Origin of the sequence: Enterobacter cloacae complex sp. 2024EL-00214, assembly GCF_043945575.1 — a bacterium.
Classification (GTDB): domain Bacteria; phylum Pseudomonadota; class Gammaproteobacteria; order Enterobacterales; family Enterobacteriaceae; genus Enterobacter; species Enterobacter cloacae_P.
In genome coordinates this window covers 66,852-86,079 of the sequence record NZ_JBIMRC010000009.1, presented here as the reverse complement: position 1 = coordinate 86,079, position 19,228 = coordinate 66,852, and the positions used below count along the sequence as shown (strand labels likewise).

The window sequence follows — 19,228 nt, the reverse complement described above, 5'->3', positions numbered from 1 at the left end:
CTCTTTTTTAGGGAAACCCTTAAAGGATAGCCGGACTCAGGCAAATTTCCCTTTCGCAACCTCTTCTGGCGTAACGACGCCCGTATCCAGCACCCAGGCGCTGATGAGCGACGCAGGCGTAACGTCAAATGCCGGGTTATACACCGGCGCGTTTTCCGGTGCCCACTGCACCGAACCGAAGCTCCCGGCCACGCCCGTCACTTCACTGGCCGCACGCTGTTCAATGGGGATCGCTTCACCGTTCGGGCAATCCGGGTCAAGCGTGGTATGCGGAGCAGCCACGTAGAACGGGATACCGTGGAATTTCGCCAGCACCGCCAGCGAATAGGTACCGATTTTGTTCGCCACGTCGCCGTTGGCGGCAATGCGGTCAGCGCCCACCCACACGGCGTCCACCAGCCCTTTTGCCATCAGGCTGGCGGCCATCGAATCGGTAATCAGCTGATACGGCACGCCCAGTTCACCCAGTTCCCAGGCGGTCAGTCTGCCACCCTGCAGCAATGGACGGGTTTCATCTACCCAGACGTTGTTGACGTTGCCTTGCTGATGCGCGCGGGCAATCACTCCCAGCGCCGTCCCCACACCTGCCGTTGCCAGCCCGCCAGTATTACAGTGCGTCAGCAACTGACTGCCGGGCTTCACCAGTGTGCTACCGGCTTTCGCGATGGCATCGCAAAGCTGCCTGTCTTCGTCGATCAGGCGCAGTGCTTCAGCCACCAGGGCAGGAACGAAATCTTCTCGCCACAGCGCTTGCTTCATACGGTCGAGGTTGTTCATCAGATTCACCGCCGTCGGACGCGCAGCGCGCAGCGTCTCCAGCGCTGCCGCCAGCGCGTCGCGGTTGTTGCCCTTTTCCGCCAACAGGGCCAGAAGCACGCTTGCAGAAAGACCAATCAGTGGCGCACCACGCACACGCAGGGCATGAATATGGCCGACCAGCGCCGCTGTCGTGGAGGCATCCAGCCAGCGTTTCTCCTGCGGAAGTGCCTGTTGATCAAGAATAAATAGCTGATTATCCACCACCCGCAGGCTGGTCGTCTGTAATGTCTGCATGTCGTTAATTCCCTGTTGCGTTGTTGTAGCACATTGTGTCAGGATGAAGTCCAGATGTATAGACGTCTAAATGTCTTTATCAGCAAAACCAATGAGGAACCGGCAATGTCGCAATATCACACCTTTACCGCCCAGGACGCCGTGGAGTATGCCAGGCAGTTTGGCGGCCTCGATAACCCATCATCGCTGGTAGAGGCGCAGGAAGTGGGCGACGGCAACCTCAATCTGGTGTTCAAAATTTTCGATAATGACGGTGTAAGCCGCATCATCGTCAAGCAGGCACTGCCCTATGTGCGCTGCGTGGGTGAATCCTGGCCGCTGACGCTGGATCGCGCTCGTCTGGAAGCGCAAACCCTGGTCGAGCACTATCAGCACTGCCCGCAGTACACCGTTAAAATTCACCACTATGACCCGGCACTGGCGGTAATGGTGATGGAAGATCTTTCCAGCCATCGCATCTGGCGCGGGGAGTTGATCAACAACAACGACTACCCGCAGGCTGCACGCCAGCTGGGTGAATATCTCGCCCAGACGCTGTTCCACACCAGCGACTTTTATCTGCATCCGCACGAGAAAAAAGCGCAGGTCGCGAAATTCATTAACCCGGAGATGTGCGAGATCACCGAAGATCTGTTCTTCAACGATCCGTACCAGCTCCACGAGCGCAACAATTACCCGGCCGGGCTGGAAAATGACGTCGCTACCCTGCGCGATGACGCCCAGCTGAAAATTGCCGTGGCGTCCCTGAAGCACCGCTTCTTCTCCCAGGCTGAAGCGTTGCTGCACGGGGACATTCACAGCGGCTCAATTTTCGTGGCGGATGGCAGTCTGAAAGCTATCGACGCCGAGTTCGGTTACTTCGGCCCGATCGGTTTTGACGTGGGCACCGCCATCGGTAACCTGCTGCTGAACTTCTGCGGCCTGCCGGGGCATCTGGGCATTCGCGATGCCGCGGCCGCCCGTGAACAGCGTCTGACCGATATTCAGGTACTGTGGAATACTTTCGCGGAACGCTTCCTGGCGCTGGCAAACGAGAAAACCCGTGATGCCGCGCTTAGCGCACCGGGATATGCCTCTGAATATCTGAAAAAGGTGTGGAAGGACGCGATTGGTTTCTGCGGTACCGAACTGATCCGCCGCAGCGTGGGGCTTTCCCACGTGGCGGATATCGATACCATTCAGGACGATGCCATGCGCCACGAATGCCTGCGCCACGCCATTACGCTTGGCAAAGCACTGATTGTGATTGCCGGACGCATCGACAGCGTGGAAGAACTGGTGGCGCGGGTGCGTCAGTACAGCTGATTTTCTCCCTCTCCCTGTGGGTTGAGTGATCCCCACAAATTACAGGTTGGCACAGAATACCCCCTCTCCCTTGAGGGAGAGGGCTGGGGTGAGGGGGAATATAAAGCAGTAGTGGTTATTCCGTTCACTTTATGTTGATTGCTACTCTGTAACGACGATACAAGTGAACGTGCCAGGGCGGTTCACCGCCACCGCCCTGGCAACCCGGGCTCCCGGCAGGAAAATCGCCGCTGCGCGGTACCCTCAGCTTATTCCTTCAGGCTTCGGGTCGGGCATCCCTGCGCCTCGCCCCGGCCTTACGGAAACGCTTCGGCGATTTTCAGCCGGACCATGGAGTCGCTATAAGTCTTATATTTCAATGAAATAGTTTAATTGCTTAAGAAGAACAAAATTACTGGGGAACCCTCAGCCCTGTGGGAGAGGGTTCGGGTGAGGGCATCTGACCGCTCTCATCCCAAATACTCAATCACCGACAACCCGCCGTTATAATCCGTGCTGTAGATAATCCCCTGTGCATCCACAAATACATCACACGACTGGATCACCTGCGGGCGATTCGGACGCGTATCCATCATCCTCTCCGGCGCTGCAGGTACCAGCGCACCGGTTTCAACGGGACGATACGGGTTCGAAATATCGTACGCGCGCACGCCTGCATTCTGATATGTCGCGAAAATCAGCGTTGAGCTGACAAAGCTTCCGGGTCGATTCTCGTGAAGATTATGCGGGCCAAAATGCGCGCCTTTTGCCACGTAGTCGATTTCCTCCGGCTGCGGGAAAGTAGAGATACTGACCGGGTTGGACGGCTCACGAATATCAAACAGCCAGATCAGCTTCTCGCCATCTTCCTGGTTATCGAGTACCGCTTCATCCAGCACCACCAGCAGGTCGCGGTCCGGTAACGGCAGCGCGGTATGCGTGCCGCCACCAAACGGTGGGCTCCAGTTGCGATGACTAATCAGCTTCGGCCGGGTTCTGTCTTTTACGTCCAGCAATGTTAGCCCACCATCGCGCCAGCTCCCATAGGCGGTATCACCGGCGATAATCGCGTGGTGCAGCGCATAGCGTTTACCTTCCGGCCAGTCCGGCTGTTCACCTTCGGCCTGGTGCATCCCCGGCAGCCACCAGCGCCCCGCCACTTCAGGTTTACGCGGATCGGCCAGATCGATGGTCAGGAAAATGTAATCAGTAAATCCGTCGATCAGCGCTGAAACGTACGCCCAGCGCCCACCGACGTACCAGATGCGGTGAATGCCAATGCCGTTAAGCGACAGAAAACCAATTTCACGCGGCTTATCCGGCGTGGAGATATCAAATACGCGCAGCCCGGCGCTCCAGCCCTGGTCCAGGACATCACTAACGGTTTCCCCCACCTGACGGGTGTAGTAAACCTTCTCATCCGCGAAACGGGCATCGGCAAACAGATCCCGGGCGTTAATCACCAGCAGCAGGTCGTCGTGCGCCTGAAGATGCACATTCCAGGTGCCAGGCGGCGCAGGCACATAACCTGCGGCTTTGGGATTTTTCGGGTCGCGCACGTCCACAATCGAAAAGCCTTGCGACACCATATGACCGATGTACGCAAAACCGCGATGTACCATCAGCTGTACGCCATCCGGTCGACCACCCTGGTCACTATGGCCAATCAGCCGCATATTGCGGCTGTATTCGGGCGCTGGAAGCACGCTCATTTATTTTTCGCTTCCAGCGTCGCAAACCACGGCGCGATAAAATCTTCGGTCTGACCCCAGCCCGGAATGATTTTACCCAGCGACGCCACGTTCACCGCGCCTGGCTGCGCGGTCAGCAGCGCCTGAGGAATAGCAGCCGCTTTAAAATCGTAGGTCGCAGGCGTGGTTTCACCGGCAATCTTGTTGGCAATCAGACGCACGTTGGTGGCACCAATCAGCTTCGGATCCACCGCCACACTCACTTTCCACGGGCTACCGGATTCACGCATCAGCTGCAGATCCTGGTTGGAAATGTCGATACTGTAGAGTTTGATTTCGGTACGGCCGTTCTCTTTCAGGGCTTTGTAAGCGCCCTGGCTGAAGGCATCCCAGGTTCCCCAGATGGCGTCGATTTTGCCTTTCGGGTATTTCGCCAGAATCGCCCCCACTTTGTTGGCAGTATCGCCCTGCACGTCAGAAGACACCGCACCGATAGATTCCAGCTCTTTGATGCCCGGGTATTGCTTTTGCAGTGCTTTATACGCCGTCAGGCGACGTTCCATCGGCGGGAAGCCTGCTACCCACAGCTTCACGATATTGGCTTTGCCGTTGAAATCTTTCGCTAACTGGCCGAAGGAGAGGTTGGTCAGGGACGCGTCGTCCTGCCGGGTGACCGTCACACCCGGGATTTCGCCGTTGACGGCAGTATCAAACACCGAGACTTTGATGCCCGCATCCACCGCTTTTTTCACCAGCGCGGTCGCATACGGATCACGCCCCTGAGAGAGAATAATCCCGTCATATTTCTGGCTGATCGCCTGGTTGACGAAGTCCTGGAATTTGGCGTCATCACCGTTACTTAAAAAGGTGCTGACTTTAAAGCCGAGCTTCTTCCCTTCCTGAACCGCCCCGGCAACAAACTGCGTGGTGTTGTCATCAGAGCCAAGATTACGGATCACCGCAATGCGGATCGGGCCTTCGTGGTTTGCAATCGCGGCCGGAACCGCCGCAGATGTCGCCGCGAAACCCGGCAGAGAAGTCAATAACCCTAATGCCACCAATGAGAGTGCGATTTTTTTCATTCTGTTATCCCGTTGTGTTGTTATAAATCGTTAACGTTTTTGTATGTAGGTAATCGCCAGCGCCACGGCGAGCACCAGCCCTTTTATAATGTCCATTGCGTAGTACGGCACCGAAAGCATCACCAGACCGTTCGACAGCACGCCAAGAATGACCGCTCCCACCAGCGTCCCGAGCGCGTTCGGTTTACCTGACCCGGCCAGTGAGAAACCAATCCACGCTGCCGCCACCGCATCCATCAGATAACCGCCACCGGCATTCACCTGCGACGAGCCAATGCGCGAGGCCAGCAAAATGCCGCCCAACCCTGCCAGCAGAGAGGCAATCACGTAGGCCGCCACTTTGTAGCGCGTGGTGCGAATACCGGAGAGGCGTGCCGCCTCCGGGTTGCCGCCAATGGCATACATACGGCGGCCGTGGGTGGTCAGCGACAGAGCGAGCTGTGCCAGCACTGTCACCACCAGCATGATAATCACGATGGTCGGTACCTGCCCCAGCAGGCTGAACGTCGCCGGAATGGTTCCTTCGGCCATATCGCCGCCCGGCAGCACCATGTTCTCGGTAATCGAACCACCATAGCTGTAGGTCATCGCCACACCCTGAATCACAAACAGGCTGGCCAGCGTGGCCAGCATGTCCGGAATACGCAGGATGACGATCAGAAACGCATTGAACAGCCCTACCAGCGTACAGAGCGCAAGGGTGATCAGAATCGATTCGGTGGTGCCGAAGCCGTGCCAGACGAACAGCGAAATCACCAATGCGTTAGCCAGCGATGCGGTTGATCCCACAGAGAGATCAAACCCACCGATGGTCAGCGAAACCGACACGCCAATGGCGATCACCGTTACAATGGCAATCGAGCGCAGAATATTGATGATGTTGTTCGGATCGAGGAAGTTGTCCGATGCCAGGCCAAAGACGGCCACCAGCGCGACGACGGTCAGCAACATGCCCCACTTATAGAGAAAATCAAAAATTTGCTGACGGCCAGATGCCGCCGCCGTTACTGAAAGGGCTTTGCTCACGACGCCGTTCCTCCGGTTGAATAGTAAAGTAGTGTCTCTTCACGGGCCTCAGCCCCGGCAATTTCCGCCACGATGCGTCCATCCCACAGCACACAAATGCGGTCGCACAGCCCCACCAGTTCAGCGAATTCACCGGAGGCGTAAATCACCCCTTTGCCCTCGCGTGCCAGGCCGTCGATAAGCCTGAACAGATCGGTTTTGGCTTTCACATCCACGCCTTTCGTCGGCTCGTCAAACATTAAAACGCTGGCATCGTTACGCAGCCATTTTCCGATAGCGACCTTCTGCTGGTTGCCACCGGAAAGACGCCGCAGTACCTGCCCCGGCCCTCGCGCCCGTATCCCTATGCGGGCAATGACCTCTTCCGCCCAGCGCCACGCCTGGCGATGACCGAACAGACTCCAGCGCGAGAAGCTGTTATCCGCCGTCACCGCCAGATTCACGCTCACCGGCTCATCAATAAAGATGCCCTCTTTACGCCGTTCTTCAGGCACCAGCGCCAGACCGCGCAGCACCGAGTCTGCCGGGTCGCGCGGCTGCCAGGGCTGATGGTTCAGTTCACCGCGCGCCACGCGGCTTTTCGTGGCACCAAACAGCGCTTTACAGAGTTCGGTTTTACCCGCCCCCGCCAGCCCGGCAATGCCGAGGATCTCCCCTTTACGCAGATGCAGAGAGATATCCTTCAGCAACGCGTCGTCGTGTAGCCCTTCCACCCGCAGCAATGTCTCTTCGCTGTGAGGCGGACGCGCAGGCGGATAGATATCGCTCAGCACGTGGCCGAGCATCTTCTCAACAATGTCTTCACCGCTGAGATCCGCCATCGGGCCGGACTCAATCAGCCTGCCGTCGCGCAGTACCGTCAGGGTGTCGCAGATGGCTTTCAGCTCATGAATACGGTGGGAGATAAACACCACGCCAATGCCCTGCTGTTGCAGGCGTCTTACCACGGCAAACAGGCGTTCGCTCTCGTGGCTATCCAGCGGCGCAGTAGGCTCATCCAGAATTAAAAAACGGCAGTGGTGCGACAGCGCCCGCGCCAGCAAAATCTGCTGCTTTTCAGCCAGCGTGCAGCTGTCGATAGCGCGGCGAACATCAAGGGAAACATCCAGCTGAGCCAGTGCCTGTCTCGCCTGCTGGCGGATAGCGCGCCAGTTATAGCGGTGTCCCGGCTGCGCCAGCTGGTCGAGCATGATATTTTCGGCAATGCTCAACCCCGGGATCAGCGCGACGTCCACTTCCTGCTGTACCAGGTGGACCCCCAGCCGTTTTGCATCGAGAGGCTCACGGATCGTCACCGGCTGGTTGTTAATGCAGATCTCTCCTTCATAATGATCGTGAGTCCCGCACAACACCGCCATCAGCGTCGATTTCCCCGCACCGTTTGCTCCGGTCAGCGCATGCACGGAACCGCCGGTTAACGTGAAGTCCACGCGCGACAACGCCTGAAAACCGGAAAAGGCCAGGCTGATACCGCGCATCTCAAGGCGACTGGAAACCATCCGCGTAAAATCCTTCATTAATATTTTGATTTATTGAATTTTTCACAGCTCCGGTTGACTGACAACGACGGAAAAGGCATAAGATAAAGCCAAATATTATTAGCCATCTAGATGTCCAGACATAACATCGGGTTAGCGCGCCCTAAAAAAGGAAAACCACATGAGCAATACCTATATCCGTGTCGTACCCGGCCCGGCAAACTACTTCTCTCACCCCGGAAGCTTTGCGCATCTGAATGATTTCTTTACCCCGGAACAGCTTTCCCGCGCGGTGTGGATCTACGGCGAACGCGCAATCGAAGGTGCCCGCCCCTTCCTGCCGGAGAGCTTTAACGCACCAGGTGCAAAACATCTGCTGTTTAAAGGTCACTGCAGCGAGCGTGACGTCACCCACCTGGTGAATCGCTCCGGCGGTGATGCCAGTGTGGTGATTGGCGTTGGCGGCGGCGCACTGCTCGATACCGCCAAAGCGGTGGCACGCCGTCTGGGTGTGCCGGTTGTCGCCATTCCGACCATCGCTGCCACCTGCGCCGCGTGGACGCCACTTTCCGTGTGGTATAACGACGCCGGTCAGGCGCTACAGTTTGAGATTTTCGACGATGCCAATTTCCTGGTGCTGGTGGAGCCGCACATCATTCTTAACGCCCCGGCGGAATACCTGCTGGCGGGCATCGGCGATACGCTGGCGAAGTGGTACGAAGCGGTGGTCCTGGCTCCTCAGCCTGAAAAGCTGCCGCTGACCGTACGTCTGGGGATCAACGGTGCGCTGACTATCCGCGATGTCCTGCTGGAGCACAGTGAAGAAGCCCTGGCCGACCAGCAGCGTGGCGAACCGACGCAGGCGTTCAGGGATGTGGTGGACGCGATTATTGCCGGTGGCGGTATGGTCGGCGGTCTGGGTGAACGCTATACCCGCGTGGCGGCTGCACATGCGGTACATAACGGTTTAACCGTGTTGCCGCAGACGGAACAATACCTGCACGGTACCAAAGTGGCCTACGGGATCCTGGTGCAAAGCGCCCTGCTCGGCCAGGACGACGTACTGGCACAGCTGGTGGCGGCATATCAGCGCTTTAACCTGCCGACCCGGCTTCGTGAGCTGGATGTCGATATCAACAACCGCGACGAACTGGACAAGGTCATTGCCCATACCCTGCGCCCGGTAGAGTCGATTCACTTTTTACCGGTTGAGCTAACCCCTGACGTTCTGCGCGCTGCGTTTGAGAAGGTAGAATCCTTCAACCGTTAATAGCGTCGACCGTCTATACCTAATGATGATTCTCACCACTTTCTCAACGAGGTCATCATGCAGATCGATTTAACAGGTAAAAAGGCGCTGGTTACCGGTGCCAGCCGTGGGCTGGGTCGTGCGATTGCCCTATCGCTGGCGCGCGCCGGTGCCGATGTGATTATTACGTATGAAAAATCCGTCGATAAAGCCCATGCAGTCGCCGATGAGATAAAGGCGCTCGGGCGGCATAGCGAGGCCATTCAGGCTGACAGTGCCAGCGCACGGGCCATTCAGGATGCCGTCACGAATGCTGCACGCTCCCTCGGTGGGCTGGATATTTTGGTCAACAACGCCGGGATTGCGCGCGGCGGCCCGCTGGAGTCCATGACGCTGGCAGACATTGACGCCCTGATCAACGTCAATATTCGCGGCGTGGTGCTAACCACCCAGGAAGCGCTGGTGCATATGTCCGACGGCGGGCGCATTATCAACATCGGCAGCTGTCTGGCAAACCGCGTGGCAATGCCTGGCATTTCAGTCTATTCGATGACCAAATCTGCACTTAACTCCTTCACCCGTGGCCTGGCTCGCGATCTGGGGCCACGCGGCATTACCGTTAACCTTGTGCATCCTGGCCCAACAAACAGTGATATGAACCCGGAAGACGGTGAACAGGCTGAAGCGCAGCGTCAGATGATTGCCGTGGGTCATTACGGCCAGCCGGAAGACATCGCTGCCGCCGTCACCTTCCTCGCAAGCCCGGCTGCCGGACAGATCTCCGGCACGGGGCTGGACGTGGACGGGGGGTTGAACGCCTGATCGCAAATTTACTGCACACCTCTGTCGCCTGGCGGAGGTGTTTTCGAGCCGTCACGAAGGTTCGCATTTTGCCTCTACCCCCCGCAGTTTCTCCGCTCTACAGTGCCCCATAAGAAATTCAGAATTTATCTAATAGTCTTATTATTTCCTTATATTTTGTGTGGGCGTACAGTGGAGGTACGGATGAAGATTGTCTGGTCAAATGGTGCAAAGAAAGCGCTTACCAAAATCGATGGCCGTTATCATCGGCGCATTGAGGTTAAGCTCGCAGAGCTGGATGACCGTTCGGCTCCCCGATCCGATATCAAAAAAATATCGGTTTCAGAAAATCTTTTTCGGTTACGCGTGGGTGATTACCGCATTGTGATTACGCTTCGAGGTGATCCCAATAACGATTGCTATGTTTTGGCCGTTAAACTTAGAACATCAAAAACTTACCTGCACGAGGAGAATACTCCCTATGGCTGTTCAGCTAATTAAGGACGATGAAGGGAAAACGCAGTATGTGGTTATTCCCTATGACGAATACTTTCGTATGTGCTTACAGATGGCAGAGATCGACGACGAAACCGACGACGATCTGGAGGATATTGAAGTCGAACACGATAGTTTGGATGACGTTGAATTGCCTGGGGAGGTCTGCAGTATCATGACCTGGCAGGACGTCAGCCTGCAGGCCGCCTGGCGTATCCTGCGCGGTTTATCCCAGCAGGAAGTGGCCGATAAACTCGGCATCAGCCAGTCTGCCGTGTCACAGCTTGAAGCTCTCGACTCTCGCCCACAAAAGCGCACCCGCGAAAAGCTGGCGGCAATCTACGGTTGTAAGCAGGAACAGATCAGCCTCTATTTACCAAAAGAGGGTTAACAACACTTCGCACCGCCCTTGCCGCCGTAGCGGGCATCCTGGCGATCGCGGAAAAATTCTTCGTAGGTCATCGGCGTCTGGTCCGGATGATTGACGCGCATATGTTCGACGTAGTTATCGTAATCCGGCACGCCAATCATCATTTTGGCGGCCTGGCCTAAGTATTTGCCTGCTTTGGAGAGGGTGTCGAACATAGTCAGTTTCTCGTTTTTGTCCCCTCTCCCCTGTGGGGAGAGGGTTAGGGTGAGGGGGATCAATGCGCCCCTTTCGCCTGGGTCACAATCTCTTCCAGGTTCTCAGGCATTGGTTCGTACGGCGTCTCTTTCGCCGTCGGCTTGTCTTCTTTCAGCGCCGCCAGCGCGGTCTTCAGAGAATACAACGCCAGCACCACAACCACCACCATAAAGAAGATGGTCAACCCGGCATCCAGACGGTTGTTAAACACCAGTTGCGAAAGCTGTGATTCCGTATACTGCGCCGGGATCTTACCGCTGTCGATCATCGCCTGGAACTTGTTAGCAATCGCCAGGAAACCGACTTTATTATCCGGACTGAAGGCTTTCTGCCAGCCTGCCGTCAGGGTACAAATCAACAGCCAGGCGGTTGGCAGCAACGCCACCCACGCATAACGCTGGCGTTTCATCCTGAACAGCACCACGGCACACAGCATCAGCGCCATCCCGGCCAGCATCTGGTTGGCGATACCGAACAGCGGCCACAGGGTGTTAATCCCACCCAGCGGATCCACCACTCCCTGATACAGGAAGTAGCCCCACGCCAGCACGCACAGCGCGGTTGCCAGCAGGTTTGCCGGTAACGAATCGGTGCGCTTCAGGTTCGGGGAGATCACCCCCAGCAAGTCCTGTAGCATAAAGCGCGCGGCACGCGTACCGGCATCTACCGCCGTCAGGATGAACAGCGCTTCAAACAGAATGGCGAAGTGATACCAGAACGACACATCCATCAGCCCGCCCAGTGCGCCATGAAGAATGTAAGCCATCCCTACCGCCAGCGTTGGCGCACCGCCCGCACGGGAGATGATCGACTGCTCACCCACTTCATTCGCAATACTGGTTAACGTGTCAGGGGTAATGGCAAAGCCCCAGCCGCTCACCACCTGCGCGGCAGAAGCCACCACATCAACGGTTCCGGCCGGAGCCAGCACCGCCATCGGGCTGTTCATCGCAAAGTACACACCCGGGTCGATAATACAGGCCGACACCAGCGCCATGATCGCCACGAAGGACTCCATCAGCATGCCGCCGTAGCCAATCAGGCAGGCCTGATTTTCATTCGCCAGCATCTTCGGTGTGGTGCCAGAGGCAATCAGCGCGTGGAAGCCAGACACGGCACCACAGGCGATAGTGATAAACAGGAACGGGAACAGGTTACCCGTCCAGACCGGGCCAGTGCCGTCAATGAATTTGGTCAGCGCGGGCATGGTCAGGGTCGGGCGCATAATCAGAATGCCGATCGCCAGCCCCACAATGGTGCCGATTTTCAGGAAAGTGGAGAGGTAATCACGCGGAGCTAACAGCAGCCATACCGGTAGCACTGCCGCCACAAAGCCATAGCCCACCAGCATCCACGTCAGCTGTACGCCGGTAAAGTCAAAGAACGGTGCCCAGGTCGGGCTTTCGGCGACCCAACCGCCAGAGATAATAGCGAACACCAGGAACACCAGGCCAATCACCGACACTTCACCAATGCGCCCCGGGCGCAAATAGCGAATGTAGACCCCCATAAAAATAGCCAGTGGAATGGTAAAGGCGACGGTGTACGTCCCCCACGGGCTGTGGGTCAGTGCTTTCACCACGATCATCGCCAGCACCGCGAGGATGATAACCATGATCATAAAGGTCGCCACCAGCGCAATCACCCCGGCAGTTGCGCCCATCTCCTCTTTCACCAGATCACCCAGCGAACGCCCGTCGCGGCGGGTCGAGACAAACAGCACCATAAAATCCTGCACGGCACCCGCCAGCACTACGCCTGCGAGGATCCAGATCATTCCCGGCAGATAGCCCATCTGCGCCGCCAGTACCGGCCCCACCAGCGGGCCAGCCCCGGCGATGGCTGCAAAGTGGTGACCAAACAGCACTTTTTTGTCGGTAGGAACGTAGTCCAGACCGTCGTTATGCCGCACGGCGGGCGTCATGCGCGTGGCATCGACCGCCAGCACATTTGTAGCGATAAAACGGCCATAAAAACGATACGCGATCAGATAAATGCAGACGGAAGCGACAACAATCCAGAGCGCATTGATCTGTTCCCCCCGGTTGAGGGCGATATAGCCCAGGGCAAGTGCTCCCACAACGGAGAGCACTGCCCATATAAGGTATTTCCCTGAGTTGTTCATAATTGGTGTCCGTTGTAGTGAAACAGTGAGATGTTACATTTTGTTTCTAGAACAACAGTCAAAATTTAACAACTTTGAAACGCAATAATGCGTGGTCAAACCACACATTTACACCACAGTGTTAAGCCGATCACTTTCGATATGGTTCCAAAAATCACACTTTCATCTTTTTCAGCCAGGCGGGATCCGCAACGATGATTTACATCATTTTTTCTCTCTCCGGGCAGGTCAAAATACCTGAACGATTAGCTGACAACATGGCAGATACAGAAGAATGGAACTCGAAAATTACATACAAGAACTCACCTCTCTGGTGAACGTGGACTGCGGTACCCAGACCATCGCAGGCGTCGCCACCGTGGCCGGCATTATCGGGAAACTCTGGCAGCGTGAAGGCTGGTATACCGAACAGGTGGATCTGGGCGAAAAAGTTGGCCCCGGCGTGTTCGTTAGCAATAAACCACAGGCGGAGCAATTCGACGTACTGCTGGTCGGCCATCTGGACACCGTGTTTGCCCCCGGAACCGTGGCTGAGCGCCCGATGAGCGAGGATGATACCCGCCTGTATGGCCCTGGCGTGTCAGACATGAAAAGTGGGCTGCTGAATATTTTGTGGGCGATGCGCGAGTTGAATGCCGGGGATAAAGAGCGTCTGGCGATTGCCGTTGCGATGAACCCGGACGAAGAAACCGGTTCGGTGTACTCGCACGCATGGATTGGCGAGCTGGCAAAACGTGCCCGCTGCGTGCTGGTGTGCGAAGCTGCCCGTGCTGATGGTTCACTGGTGAAAGCACGTAAAGGCATGGCGGGTTATCACCTCACCTTCAGCGGCGTGGCAGCACATGCGGGTAACGACCCTGAAAAAGGCCGCTCGGCAATAACCGCGCTGGCAAACAGCATTATTGCCATCAATGCACTAACCGACTGGGATCGCGGTACTACGCTCAACGTGGGGGTGATTCAGGGCGGTAGTGCAGCAAACGTAGTGGCCGACAAGGCCGTTGCAGAACTCGATGTGCGTTTCTGGGAAAACGACGAGTACGACCGGGTGAATCAGGCGCTGGAAGCGTTATGTGCAACAGGCTTTTCAGAAGGCGTGACCACCACGATTACGCGGGTAAATCACAAACCAGCGATGGCAACCAGCGAAGCCACGCGGGTGTTGATGCAACAGGTTGAAGCCGCAGGTAAAGAAGAAGGTATTGCCATTACCTGGCAGGCAGTCGGCGGCGGCAGCGATGCCAACCACACCGCTGCGCTGGGCGTTCCGACGCTCGACGGCCTGGGGCCGATTGGTGCCGGGTTCCACAGCCCGGCAGAGTGGCTGGATAAGGCATCGATTGCACCGCGAATTCGATTACTCAGGCGTGTAGTTTCAATGCTCTGATTTGGCACCAAACCATTCCCTCTCCCTGTGGGGAGAGGGCAACAGACCGCACTAATTACCCCAACACCATTGTACTCAACCGGCAAGTACAGCACCGTCGTCCCTGCTCATCAAATACCACAATTTCCCAGCTCTGGCTGGTGCGCCCCAGATGCAGCGGCTGACACACGCCGCGCACCTTCCCCTGTGATACCGCACGATGATGAGTGGCGTTCAGCTCTGTTCCCACCACGCTCTGCCCGTCGCGGGTCATCAGAAAACCAGCCATCGACCCCAGCGTTTCCGCCAGCGCGGCTGAGGCACCGCCGTGCAGCAGACCAAACGGCTGATGGGTACGCGCATCCACCGGCATTTCCGCCTCAAGGGTGTCATCGCCGATGCGGGTATAGACCATGCCCAGATGCGCCACCAGAGTATTCAGGCTGGTGGCATTCAGTGCTTCGAGCGATAAATGGCGCTTCCAGATCATCTACGCCCCCAGCGTGGAGCCGCCGTCCACCACAATATCCTGCAGGGTGATATGGCTGGCCGCATCTGATGCGAGGAACAGAATAGTGCTGGCGACCTCCTGCGGACGGGCAATTTTGCCCAGCGGAATGCCGAGCTTAAACTGTTCGCCAAAGCCACGAATCCGCAACTGTTCGGCATCGTCACTCTTCCACAGGGTACGCTGCATATCGGTATCGGTTGAGCCCGGCGACACCAGATTGCAACGCACGCCACTGCCCGCCAGCTCCAGCCCGACGGTCAGTGCCAGGCTTTTCAGCGCTGCCTTCGACGCACCGTAGGCGCTCATGCCGATGCGCGGCGTATGGGCGGCGTCAGACGCCACGGTCACAATTGCCCCGCCCTGCTGACGACGAAACTGGCCCATCGTCTGCTGGAACAGATTAAACGCCCCACCGACGTTGACCGCGAAGGTCTGCTGCCAGTCTTCCTGAGAGATCTGATCCGTCGCGCCCATACGCAGGATCCCGGCCGCATTCACCAGCACATCCAGACGCTCAATGGTGCTGAGCACGCGCCCGCAAACGTCGCTCACCTGAGCAGAGTCCGCCACGTCCAGCGTTTCGGTGGTAAACGGATAATCCTCCAGCCCAAACGCCAGGTCGAACCCGGTGACCCGCGCGCCCGCCTCCACAAACGCCTGCGCAGTAGCGTAACCGATACCCTTGCCCGCCCCCGTCACCCAGACGTTTTTGCCGGCGAAATCGAAACCCGCCATCATTTCACCTCACGAGAGAGCAGCGCCCACCAGGCATCAATCGTCGGGTTTTTCGCCAGCATCACGAAGTCGATATCGCCGTGTACTTTGCGCCAGCGCGCCGCCAGCGCCATCATGCGCACCGAGTCCAGACCGTAGTCGATCAGGTTTTCGTCATTCATCGGCTCGTCGGACTCATCCAGCAACGGCAACACCAGCTCACGTAGCGCCTCTTTTGAGGCAGGAACAGAAGGCAGCAGTTCATCAGTCATCACTACGCGGCCGGAACGTCCTGCCACATAGTTGAGCGACATCAGATGCTCATCGCGGGTAAAATCCGCCAGCGCATCGGCGATGAAGAACGGTTTAATGTCGCGCATAAACGCGTCGGTGGCGGTGGTCATGCAGCCGATGTGGGCATAAACGCCGGTGATCAGCAGCTGATTACGCCCGGTCTCTTTGAGCATGAGTTCCAGCGGCGAACGGTGGAACGCACTGTAACGCCACTTCACCAGCACGGTGTCGGCTTCGTCCGGCGTCAGCTCCGCCACAATGCGTTGCTGCTCGGGCGAACGGGTCAGACCCGGTCCCCACATGTCGTTCAACAGGGCGCGATCGTCATCGCTCTGCTCTTTCGGCTGCGCGGTGTAGTAGACCGGAATGTTGTGCACTTTGCAGTAGTCACGCAGTCTGGCGATGTTTGCCACCACCTGCGCCATCATCGGGCTGTTTTCGCCCCAGAAGTTCAGGAAATACTCCTGCATATCGTGGATCAACAGCGCCGCGCGCTCCGGCTCAAACGCCCAGTTCACTTTGTTGGTCGGCAGGTCTGCGACGGTTGGCAGTGCGTAAGCGGTTAATTTTGGGATAGCCATATTCTGTTCCTTAGCCCTGGGCGCGTTCCGCAAGCCGCAGGCGCAACTGTTTCTTATCAACTTTACCGACCGGCGTTAACGGGAGTGCATCCACGCTTTCCACGCGATCCGGTAGCTTAAATTCCGCAACGCCCTGTTCCCGCAGGAAGCGACGCACTTCGACCGCGCGCAGCGGCTGTTTCACCACCAGATACGCGCAACTTTTCTCACCCAGCAGGCTGTCTTCCATGCTCACCAGCGCGGCGTGGATCACCGCCTCGTGGCGCAGCAGCAGGTTTTCGATCTCTTCAGCGGCAATCTTTTCGCCACCCCGGTTGATCTGATCTTTCTCGCGACCCTGCACGGTGATATAGCCCTGCTCGTCAATGGCGATCAGATCGCCGGAGCAGTAAAAACCGTTGGCATCAAAGGCGCTGGCGTTGTGTTCCGGGCTGTTGAAATAACCCCGGAAGGTGTACGGCCCGCGGGTCATCAGACGCCCGACCTCGCCGCGTGGCAGCGGGTTACCGTGCTCATCGGCCACCCACACTTCATCATCAGGACACATCGGACGGCCCTGAGTGTTGATAATGCGTTCCGGCGTATCGTCGAGCGCGGTGTAGTTCACCAGCCCTTCCGCCATACCAAACACCTGCTGCAGCTGGCAGCCCATCTCCACCGGAATACGCGCGGCAAGCGTGGCGGAAAGACGCGCCCCCCCCACCTGCAGCAACTTCAGCGACTGAAGCCGGGCGTTACCCGCCCCTTCGGCAATCGCCTGTAGCCACAGGCTGACCGCAGGCGGCACCAGCGAGGTGACGTTGATCTGGTGCTGTTCAATCAGCGGGAAACAGAGCGTGGCGCTCGGATCATTCGCCAGCACCACGCAGCCGCCTGCGGTAAAGACACCCAGCGAACCCGGCGAACTCATGGCGTAGTTGTGCGCCGCAGGCAGCGCATTCAGGTAACGGGTATCCGCGGTAATGCCGCAAATTTCGTTGCTGCGACGAATGCTGTAGTCGTAGTCGTTATGCGTGCGTGGGATCAGCTTCGGCGTGCCGGTACTGCCGCCGGATAGCTGGAAAAACGCCACTTCATCGGCTGGGGTTGGGTTGGGAATGAAACGATCCGCCGGGCGCGCAATCGCGGCTTCCAGGGCATGATCCCCCTTATCACCGCGCAGTAGCACGACGCGCACCGAGCGGTATTCATCGGTAAAGGTATTGAGGAAGCTATCACCCGTAAACAATGCATGCTCGCGATCGGCAATCAGCAGTGCTGGTTTGATCTGCGCGGCATAGGCGTTCAGTTCGTTACGCTGATGACTAAAGAGCGCATTGACCGGAGCCACGCCCACCTGTAGCAGCGCGAAGAAAGTGATGTAGAACTCGGCCACGTTGCCAAGCTGCACCAGCGCCGTCTCGCCGCGCTGCAGACCCTGTGCCTGTAACATTGACGCCAGGTTGTTCACTGCCTGGTTGAATTCGCGCCAGGTAAAGCGGCGGTCGCCGTCAATGATAGCGACCGTGTCGCTGTCTGCGCGATCGGTCAGGATGTGAGTTAATGGCCGATCCTGCCAGTAGCCTTTTTCACGGTAGCGCCGGGCAAAATCCTCAGGCCAGCGGGTAAAGGGAATGGTCATGAGTGCTCCTTAATGCAAACCAAAAACATTCAGCATGGTGGAGAGCTTCACGCCGGTTTCTCGCCACTCCCCCACCGGAGAGGACGCTGGCACAATACCCGCGCCCGCAAACAGGCGAACGGACTTCTCATGCAAACGCGCGCAGCGGATGGTCACCACCCACTCGCCATTACCTTCGCTGTCGCACCAGCCGACGATGCCGCCAAACAGTTCACGGTCAAACGGTTCCAGTTCGGCAATCAGCTGTTTTGCTGCCTGGTGAGGGAAACCGCTCAACGCAGGGGTCGGGTGCAGCAGACAGGCCAGCGTCAGCGCGTTTTCGTTTTCCCGCGCATCCCCTTCCACCGGTGTTGCCAGATGCCACAACGTCGGCGTGGTGATGAGCTGCGGTGAAGCTGGCATGCTCAGATGATGGCTGCGCGGCTCCAGAATGGCTTTCATCGCCTGCGTGACCAGGTCATGCTCGTGACGGTCTTTTTCTGACGCCAGCAGCTTGTTGCCCGCTTCGCGATCCAGCATGTCATCCGGCTGACGGCGTGCGGAGCCTGCCAGTGGCAGCGAGCTAAAGCGCGCGCCCTCTTTGCGCAACAGTAGCTCCGGGCTTGCACCGAGCAACACACCGCCATCTTCCAGCGGCACGTGGAAATTAAAGCTGGCCGGGTTCTGCGCAATCAGCCGTTCCAGCAAGGCGCTGCTATCAATCTTCTCGTCAGTCGCAATCTCAATCAGGCGCGACAACACCACTTTGTTCACCTGCGGCGTGGCGGTAAGCGCCGCCGCACGTGCCACCATCTCTTCGAAAACCAACTGCGGAGGGATCTCAGCCCGTGTTGCCACATTCAGCGCCTGCGCGCCGGAGAAATAGCGGGCGGACTGCTGACGCGCCGGGCGAGAGAATGTCTGCCAGCTTTGCGGAATAAACAGTGACGACGGTTTGCGGGTATCGAATGGAATAGCGCCCACCATGACAGGATGGGCAATGCCGCTGGCTTTCGCGTTCCGGAAAGCCTGGGCTAATTTTTGCTGGAAATTGCCAGCCGGATCGTCGCCGCCAACGGCGGATTCGGAGAAACGGGCAAAACAACCTGACGTGGTAAAACTGCGATAAGGCGACATAAAGAAAAAGCTGTCTGATTGCAGCGTGGTCGCGGTGTGCTGAACTTCCTCAGCCAGGGACGTATCCATATCATCCTCCTGAAATGATAAAGGCAGTAATAATGATTATCATTTAT

The 19,228-nt window shown here is 57.5% G+C and carries 18 protein-coding genes; 6 read left to right on the top strand and 12 right to left on the bottom strand.

What is annotated here, in order from left to right:
- Positions 1–36 precede the first annotated feature (36 nt).
- A complete protein-coding gene (gene mtnA / locus ACHHZ6_RS12220; protein WP_395122276.1) occupies positions 37–1,053 on the bottom strand; it encodes an S-methyl-5-thioribose-1-phosphate isomerase in 1,017 nt (338 codons plus the stop codon).
- A gap of 105 nt (positions 1,054–1,158) precedes the next feature.
- Here mtnA and mtnK point away from each other — a divergent pair, with 105 nt between their 5' ends.
- Positions 1,159–2,358 (top strand): S-methyl-5-thioribose kinase, encoded by a 1,200-nt coding sequence (gene mtnK, locus ACHHZ6_RS12215; protein WP_395122275.1) that lies wholly within the window; start codon positions 1,159–1,161, stop codon positions 2,356–2,358.
- 449 nt (positions 2,359–2,807) lie between these two features.
- Here the strand turns inward: mtnK and ACHHZ6_RS12210 are convergent, their stop codons facing one another.
- The 4 genes from ACHHZ6_RS12210 to ACHHZ6_RS12195 are packed head-to-tail and all read right to left on the bottom strand — an operon-like array spanning position 2,808 to position 7,635.
- Positions 2,808–4,049, bottom strand: coding sequence for an LVIVD repeat-containing protein (locus ACHHZ6_RS12210; RefSeq protein WP_395122274.1), 1,242 nt, complete (start codon positions 4,047–4,049; stop codon positions 2,808–2,810).
- Complete coding sequence (locus ACHHZ6_RS12205) at positions 4,046–5,110, bottom strand: sugar ABC transporter substrate-binding protein (RefSeq protein WP_182274075.1); 1,065 nt, start codon at positions 5,108–5,110, stop codon at positions 4,046–4,048. The genes ACHHZ6_RS12210 and ACHHZ6_RS12205 overlap by 4 nt, the downstream gene beginning before the upstream one ends.
- Positions 5,111–5,140: 30 nt before the next feature.
- The gene (locus ACHHZ6_RS12200) at positions 5,141–6,136 is read right to left on the bottom strand and encodes an ABC transporter permease (protein ID WP_182274074.1); all 996 of its coding nucleotides are present in this window, start codon (positions 6,134–6,136) and stop codon (positions 5,141–5,143) included.
- Complete coding sequence (locus ACHHZ6_RS12195; RefSeq protein WP_395122273.1) at positions 6,133–7,635, bottom strand: sugar ABC transporter ATP-binding protein; 1,503 nt, start codon at positions 7,633–7,635, stop codon at positions 6,133–6,135. The genes ACHHZ6_RS12200 and ACHHZ6_RS12195 overlap by 4 nt, the downstream gene beginning before the upstream one ends.
- A gap of 160 nt (positions 7,636–7,795) precedes the next feature.
- Between ACHHZ6_RS12195 and ACHHZ6_RS12190 the strand changes: the two genes are divergently transcribed.
- From ACHHZ6_RS12190 to ACHHZ6_RS12175, 4 genes are all read left to right on the top strand, one after another.
- Complete coding sequence (locus ACHHZ6_RS12190) at positions 7,796–8,884, top strand: oxidoreductase (protein ID WP_395122272.1); 1,089 nt, start codon at positions 7,796–7,798, stop codon at positions 8,882–8,884.
- 57 nt (positions 8,885–8,941) lie between these two features.
- Positions 8,942–9,685, top strand: a complete 744-nt coding sequence (locus ACHHZ6_RS12185; RefSeq protein ID WP_182919570.1) for an SDR family NAD(P)-dependent oxidoreductase — start codon at positions 8,942–8,944, stop codon at positions 9,683–9,685.
- A gap of 183 nt (positions 9,686–9,868) precedes the next feature.
- The gene (locus tag ACHHZ6_RS12180) at positions 9,869–10,165 is read left to right on the top strand and encodes a type II toxin-antitoxin system RelE/ParE family toxin (protein WP_395122271.1); all 297 of its coding nucleotides are present in this window, start codon (positions 9,869–9,871) and stop codon (positions 10,163–10,165) included.
- Positions 10,146–10,550, top strand: a complete 405-nt coding sequence (locus ACHHZ6_RS12175; RefSeq protein WP_182274069.1) for a helix-turn-helix domain-containing protein — start codon at positions 10,146–10,148, stop codon at positions 10,548–10,550. The genes ACHHZ6_RS12180 and ACHHZ6_RS12175 overlap by 20 nt, the downstream gene beginning before the upstream one ends.
- On the opposite strand, the gene ACHHZ6_RS12170 is transcribed toward ACHHZ6_RS12175, so the two are convergent.
- Complete coding sequence (locus tag ACHHZ6_RS12170) at positions 10,547–10,744, bottom strand: YbdD/YjiX family protein (protein ID WP_006809671.1); 198 nt, start codon at positions 10,742–10,744, stop codon at positions 10,547–10,549. The two genes, ACHHZ6_RS12175 and ACHHZ6_RS12170, sit on opposite strands and share 4 nt — an antisense overlap.
- A gap of 59 nt (positions 10,745–10,803) precedes the next feature.
- Positions 10,804–12,909 carry a pyruvate/proton symporter CstA gene (gene cstA, locus ACHHZ6_RS12165; protein WP_182919568.1) on the bottom strand — a complete coding sequence of 702 codons (2,106 nt, stop codon included), beginning with the start codon at positions 12,907–12,909 and terminating at the stop codon, positions 10,804–10,806.
- A gap of 274 nt (positions 12,910–13,183) precedes the next feature.
- Between cstA and ACHHZ6_RS12160 the strand changes: the two genes are divergently transcribed.
- Entirely contained in the window at positions 13,184–14,296 is a 1,113-nt protein-coding gene (locus ACHHZ6_RS12160) for a M20 family metallopeptidase (RefSeq protein ID WP_182274067.1), read from the top strand.
- 55 nt (positions 14,297–14,351) lie between these two features.
- Here ACHHZ6_RS12160 and entH read toward each other — a convergent pair whose 3' ends face one another.
- Genes entH through entC form a run of 5 tightly spaced genes read right to left on the bottom strand, consistent with a single transcriptional unit; the run spans position 14,352 to position 19,181 of the window.
- Positions 14,352–14,765, bottom strand: a complete 414-nt coding sequence (gene entH, locus ACHHZ6_RS12155) for a proofreading thioesterase EntH (protein ID WP_182919567.1) — start codon at positions 14,763–14,765, stop codon at positions 14,352–14,354.
- Positions 14,766–15,521 carry a 2,3-dihydro-2,3-dihydroxybenzoate dehydrogenase EntA gene (gene entA / locus ACHHZ6_RS12150; protein ID WP_182274066.1) on the bottom strand — a complete coding sequence of 252 codons (756 nt, stop codon included), beginning with the start codon at positions 15,519–15,521 and terminating at the stop codon, positions 14,766–14,768.
- Positions 15,521–16,375: an isochorismatase gene (locus ACHHZ6_RS12145; RefSeq protein ID WP_196390965.1), complete on the bottom strand. Its 855-nt coding sequence runs from the start codon at positions 16,373–16,375 to the stop codon at positions 15,521–15,523. Before ACHHZ6_RS12145 ends, entA begins: the two co-directional genes overlap by 1 nt.
- 10 nt (positions 16,376–16,385) lie before the next feature.
- On the bottom strand, positions 16,386–17,996 hold the full coding sequence (entE, locus tag ACHHZ6_RS12140; protein WP_395122270.1) for a (2,3-dihydroxybenzoyl)adenylate synthase EntE: 1,611 nt from the start codon (positions 17,994–17,996) through the stop codon (positions 16,386–16,388).
- Positions 17,997–18,005: 9 nt separating this feature from the next.
- Positions 18,006–19,181, bottom strand: coding sequence for an isochorismate synthase EntC (gene entC, locus ACHHZ6_RS12135; RefSeq protein WP_182919565.1), 1,176 nt, complete (start codon positions 19,179–19,181; stop codon positions 18,006–18,008).
- Positions 19,182–19,228 lie beyond the last annotated feature (47 nt).

Coding starts and splice junctions, on each gene's coding strand:
- ACHHZ6_RS12205 (WP_182274075.1), bottom strand. CDS start 5,110: ATGAAAAAAATCGCACTCTCATTGGTGGCATTAGGGTTATTGACTTCT.
- entA (WP_182274066.1), bottom strand. CDS start 15,521: ATGGCGGGTTTCGATTTCGCCGGCAAAAACGTCTGGGTGACGGGGGCG.
- ACHHZ6_RS12145 (WP_196390965.1), bottom strand. CDS start 16,375: ATGGCTATCCCAAAATTAACCGCTTACGCACTGCCAACCGTCGCAGAC.
- mtnA (WP_395122276.1), bottom strand. CDS start 1,053: ATGCAGACATTACAGACGACCAGCCTGCGGGTGGTGGATAATCAGCTA.
- entH (WP_182919567.1), bottom strand. CDS start 14,765: ATGATCTGGAAGCGCCATTTATCGCTCGAAGCACTGAATGCCACCAGC.
- ACHHZ6_RS12175 (WP_182274069.1), top strand. CDS start 10,146: ATGGCTGTTCAGCTAATTAAGGACGATGAAGGGAAAACGCAGTATGTG.
- mtnK (WP_395122275.1), top strand. CDS start 1,159: ATGTCGCAATATCACACCTTTACCGCCCAGGACGCCGTGGAGTATGCC.
- ACHHZ6_RS12180 (WP_395122271.1), top strand. CDS start 9,869: ATGAAGATTGTCTGGTCAAATGGTGCAAAGAAAGCGCTTACCAAAATC.
- ACHHZ6_RS12170 (WP_006809671.1), bottom strand. CDS start 10,744: ATGTTCGACACCCTCTCCAAAGCAGGCAAATACTTAGGCCAGGCCGCC.
- ACHHZ6_RS12195 (WP_395122273.1), bottom strand. CDS start 7,635: ATGGTTTCCAGTCGCCTTGAGATGCGCGGTATCAGCCTGGCCTTTTCC.
- ACHHZ6_RS12160 (WP_182274067.1), top strand. CDS start 13,184: ATGGAACTCGAAAATTACATACAAGAACTCACCTCTCTGGTGAACGTG.
- ACHHZ6_RS12190 (WP_395122272.1), top strand. CDS start 7,796: ATGAGCAATACCTATATCCGTGTCGTACCCGGCCCGGCAAACTACTTC.
- cstA (WP_182919568.1), bottom strand. CDS start 12,909: ATGAACAACTCAGGGAAATACCTTATATGGGCAGTGCTCTCCGTTGTG.
- entC (WP_182919565.1), bottom strand. CDS start 19,181: ATGGATACGTCCCTGGCTGAGGAAGTTCAGCACACCGCGACCACGCTG.
- entE (WP_395122270.1), bottom strand. CDS start 17,996: ATGACCATTCCCTTTACCCGCTGGCCTGAGGATTTTGCCCGGCGCTAC.
- ACHHZ6_RS12185 (WP_182919570.1), top strand. CDS start 8,942: ATGCAGATCGATTTAACAGGTAAAAAGGCGCTGGTTACCGGTGCCAGC.
- ACHHZ6_RS12210 (WP_395122274.1), bottom strand. CDS start 4,049: ATGAGCGTGCTTCCAGCGCCCGAATACAGCCGCAATATGCGGCTGATT.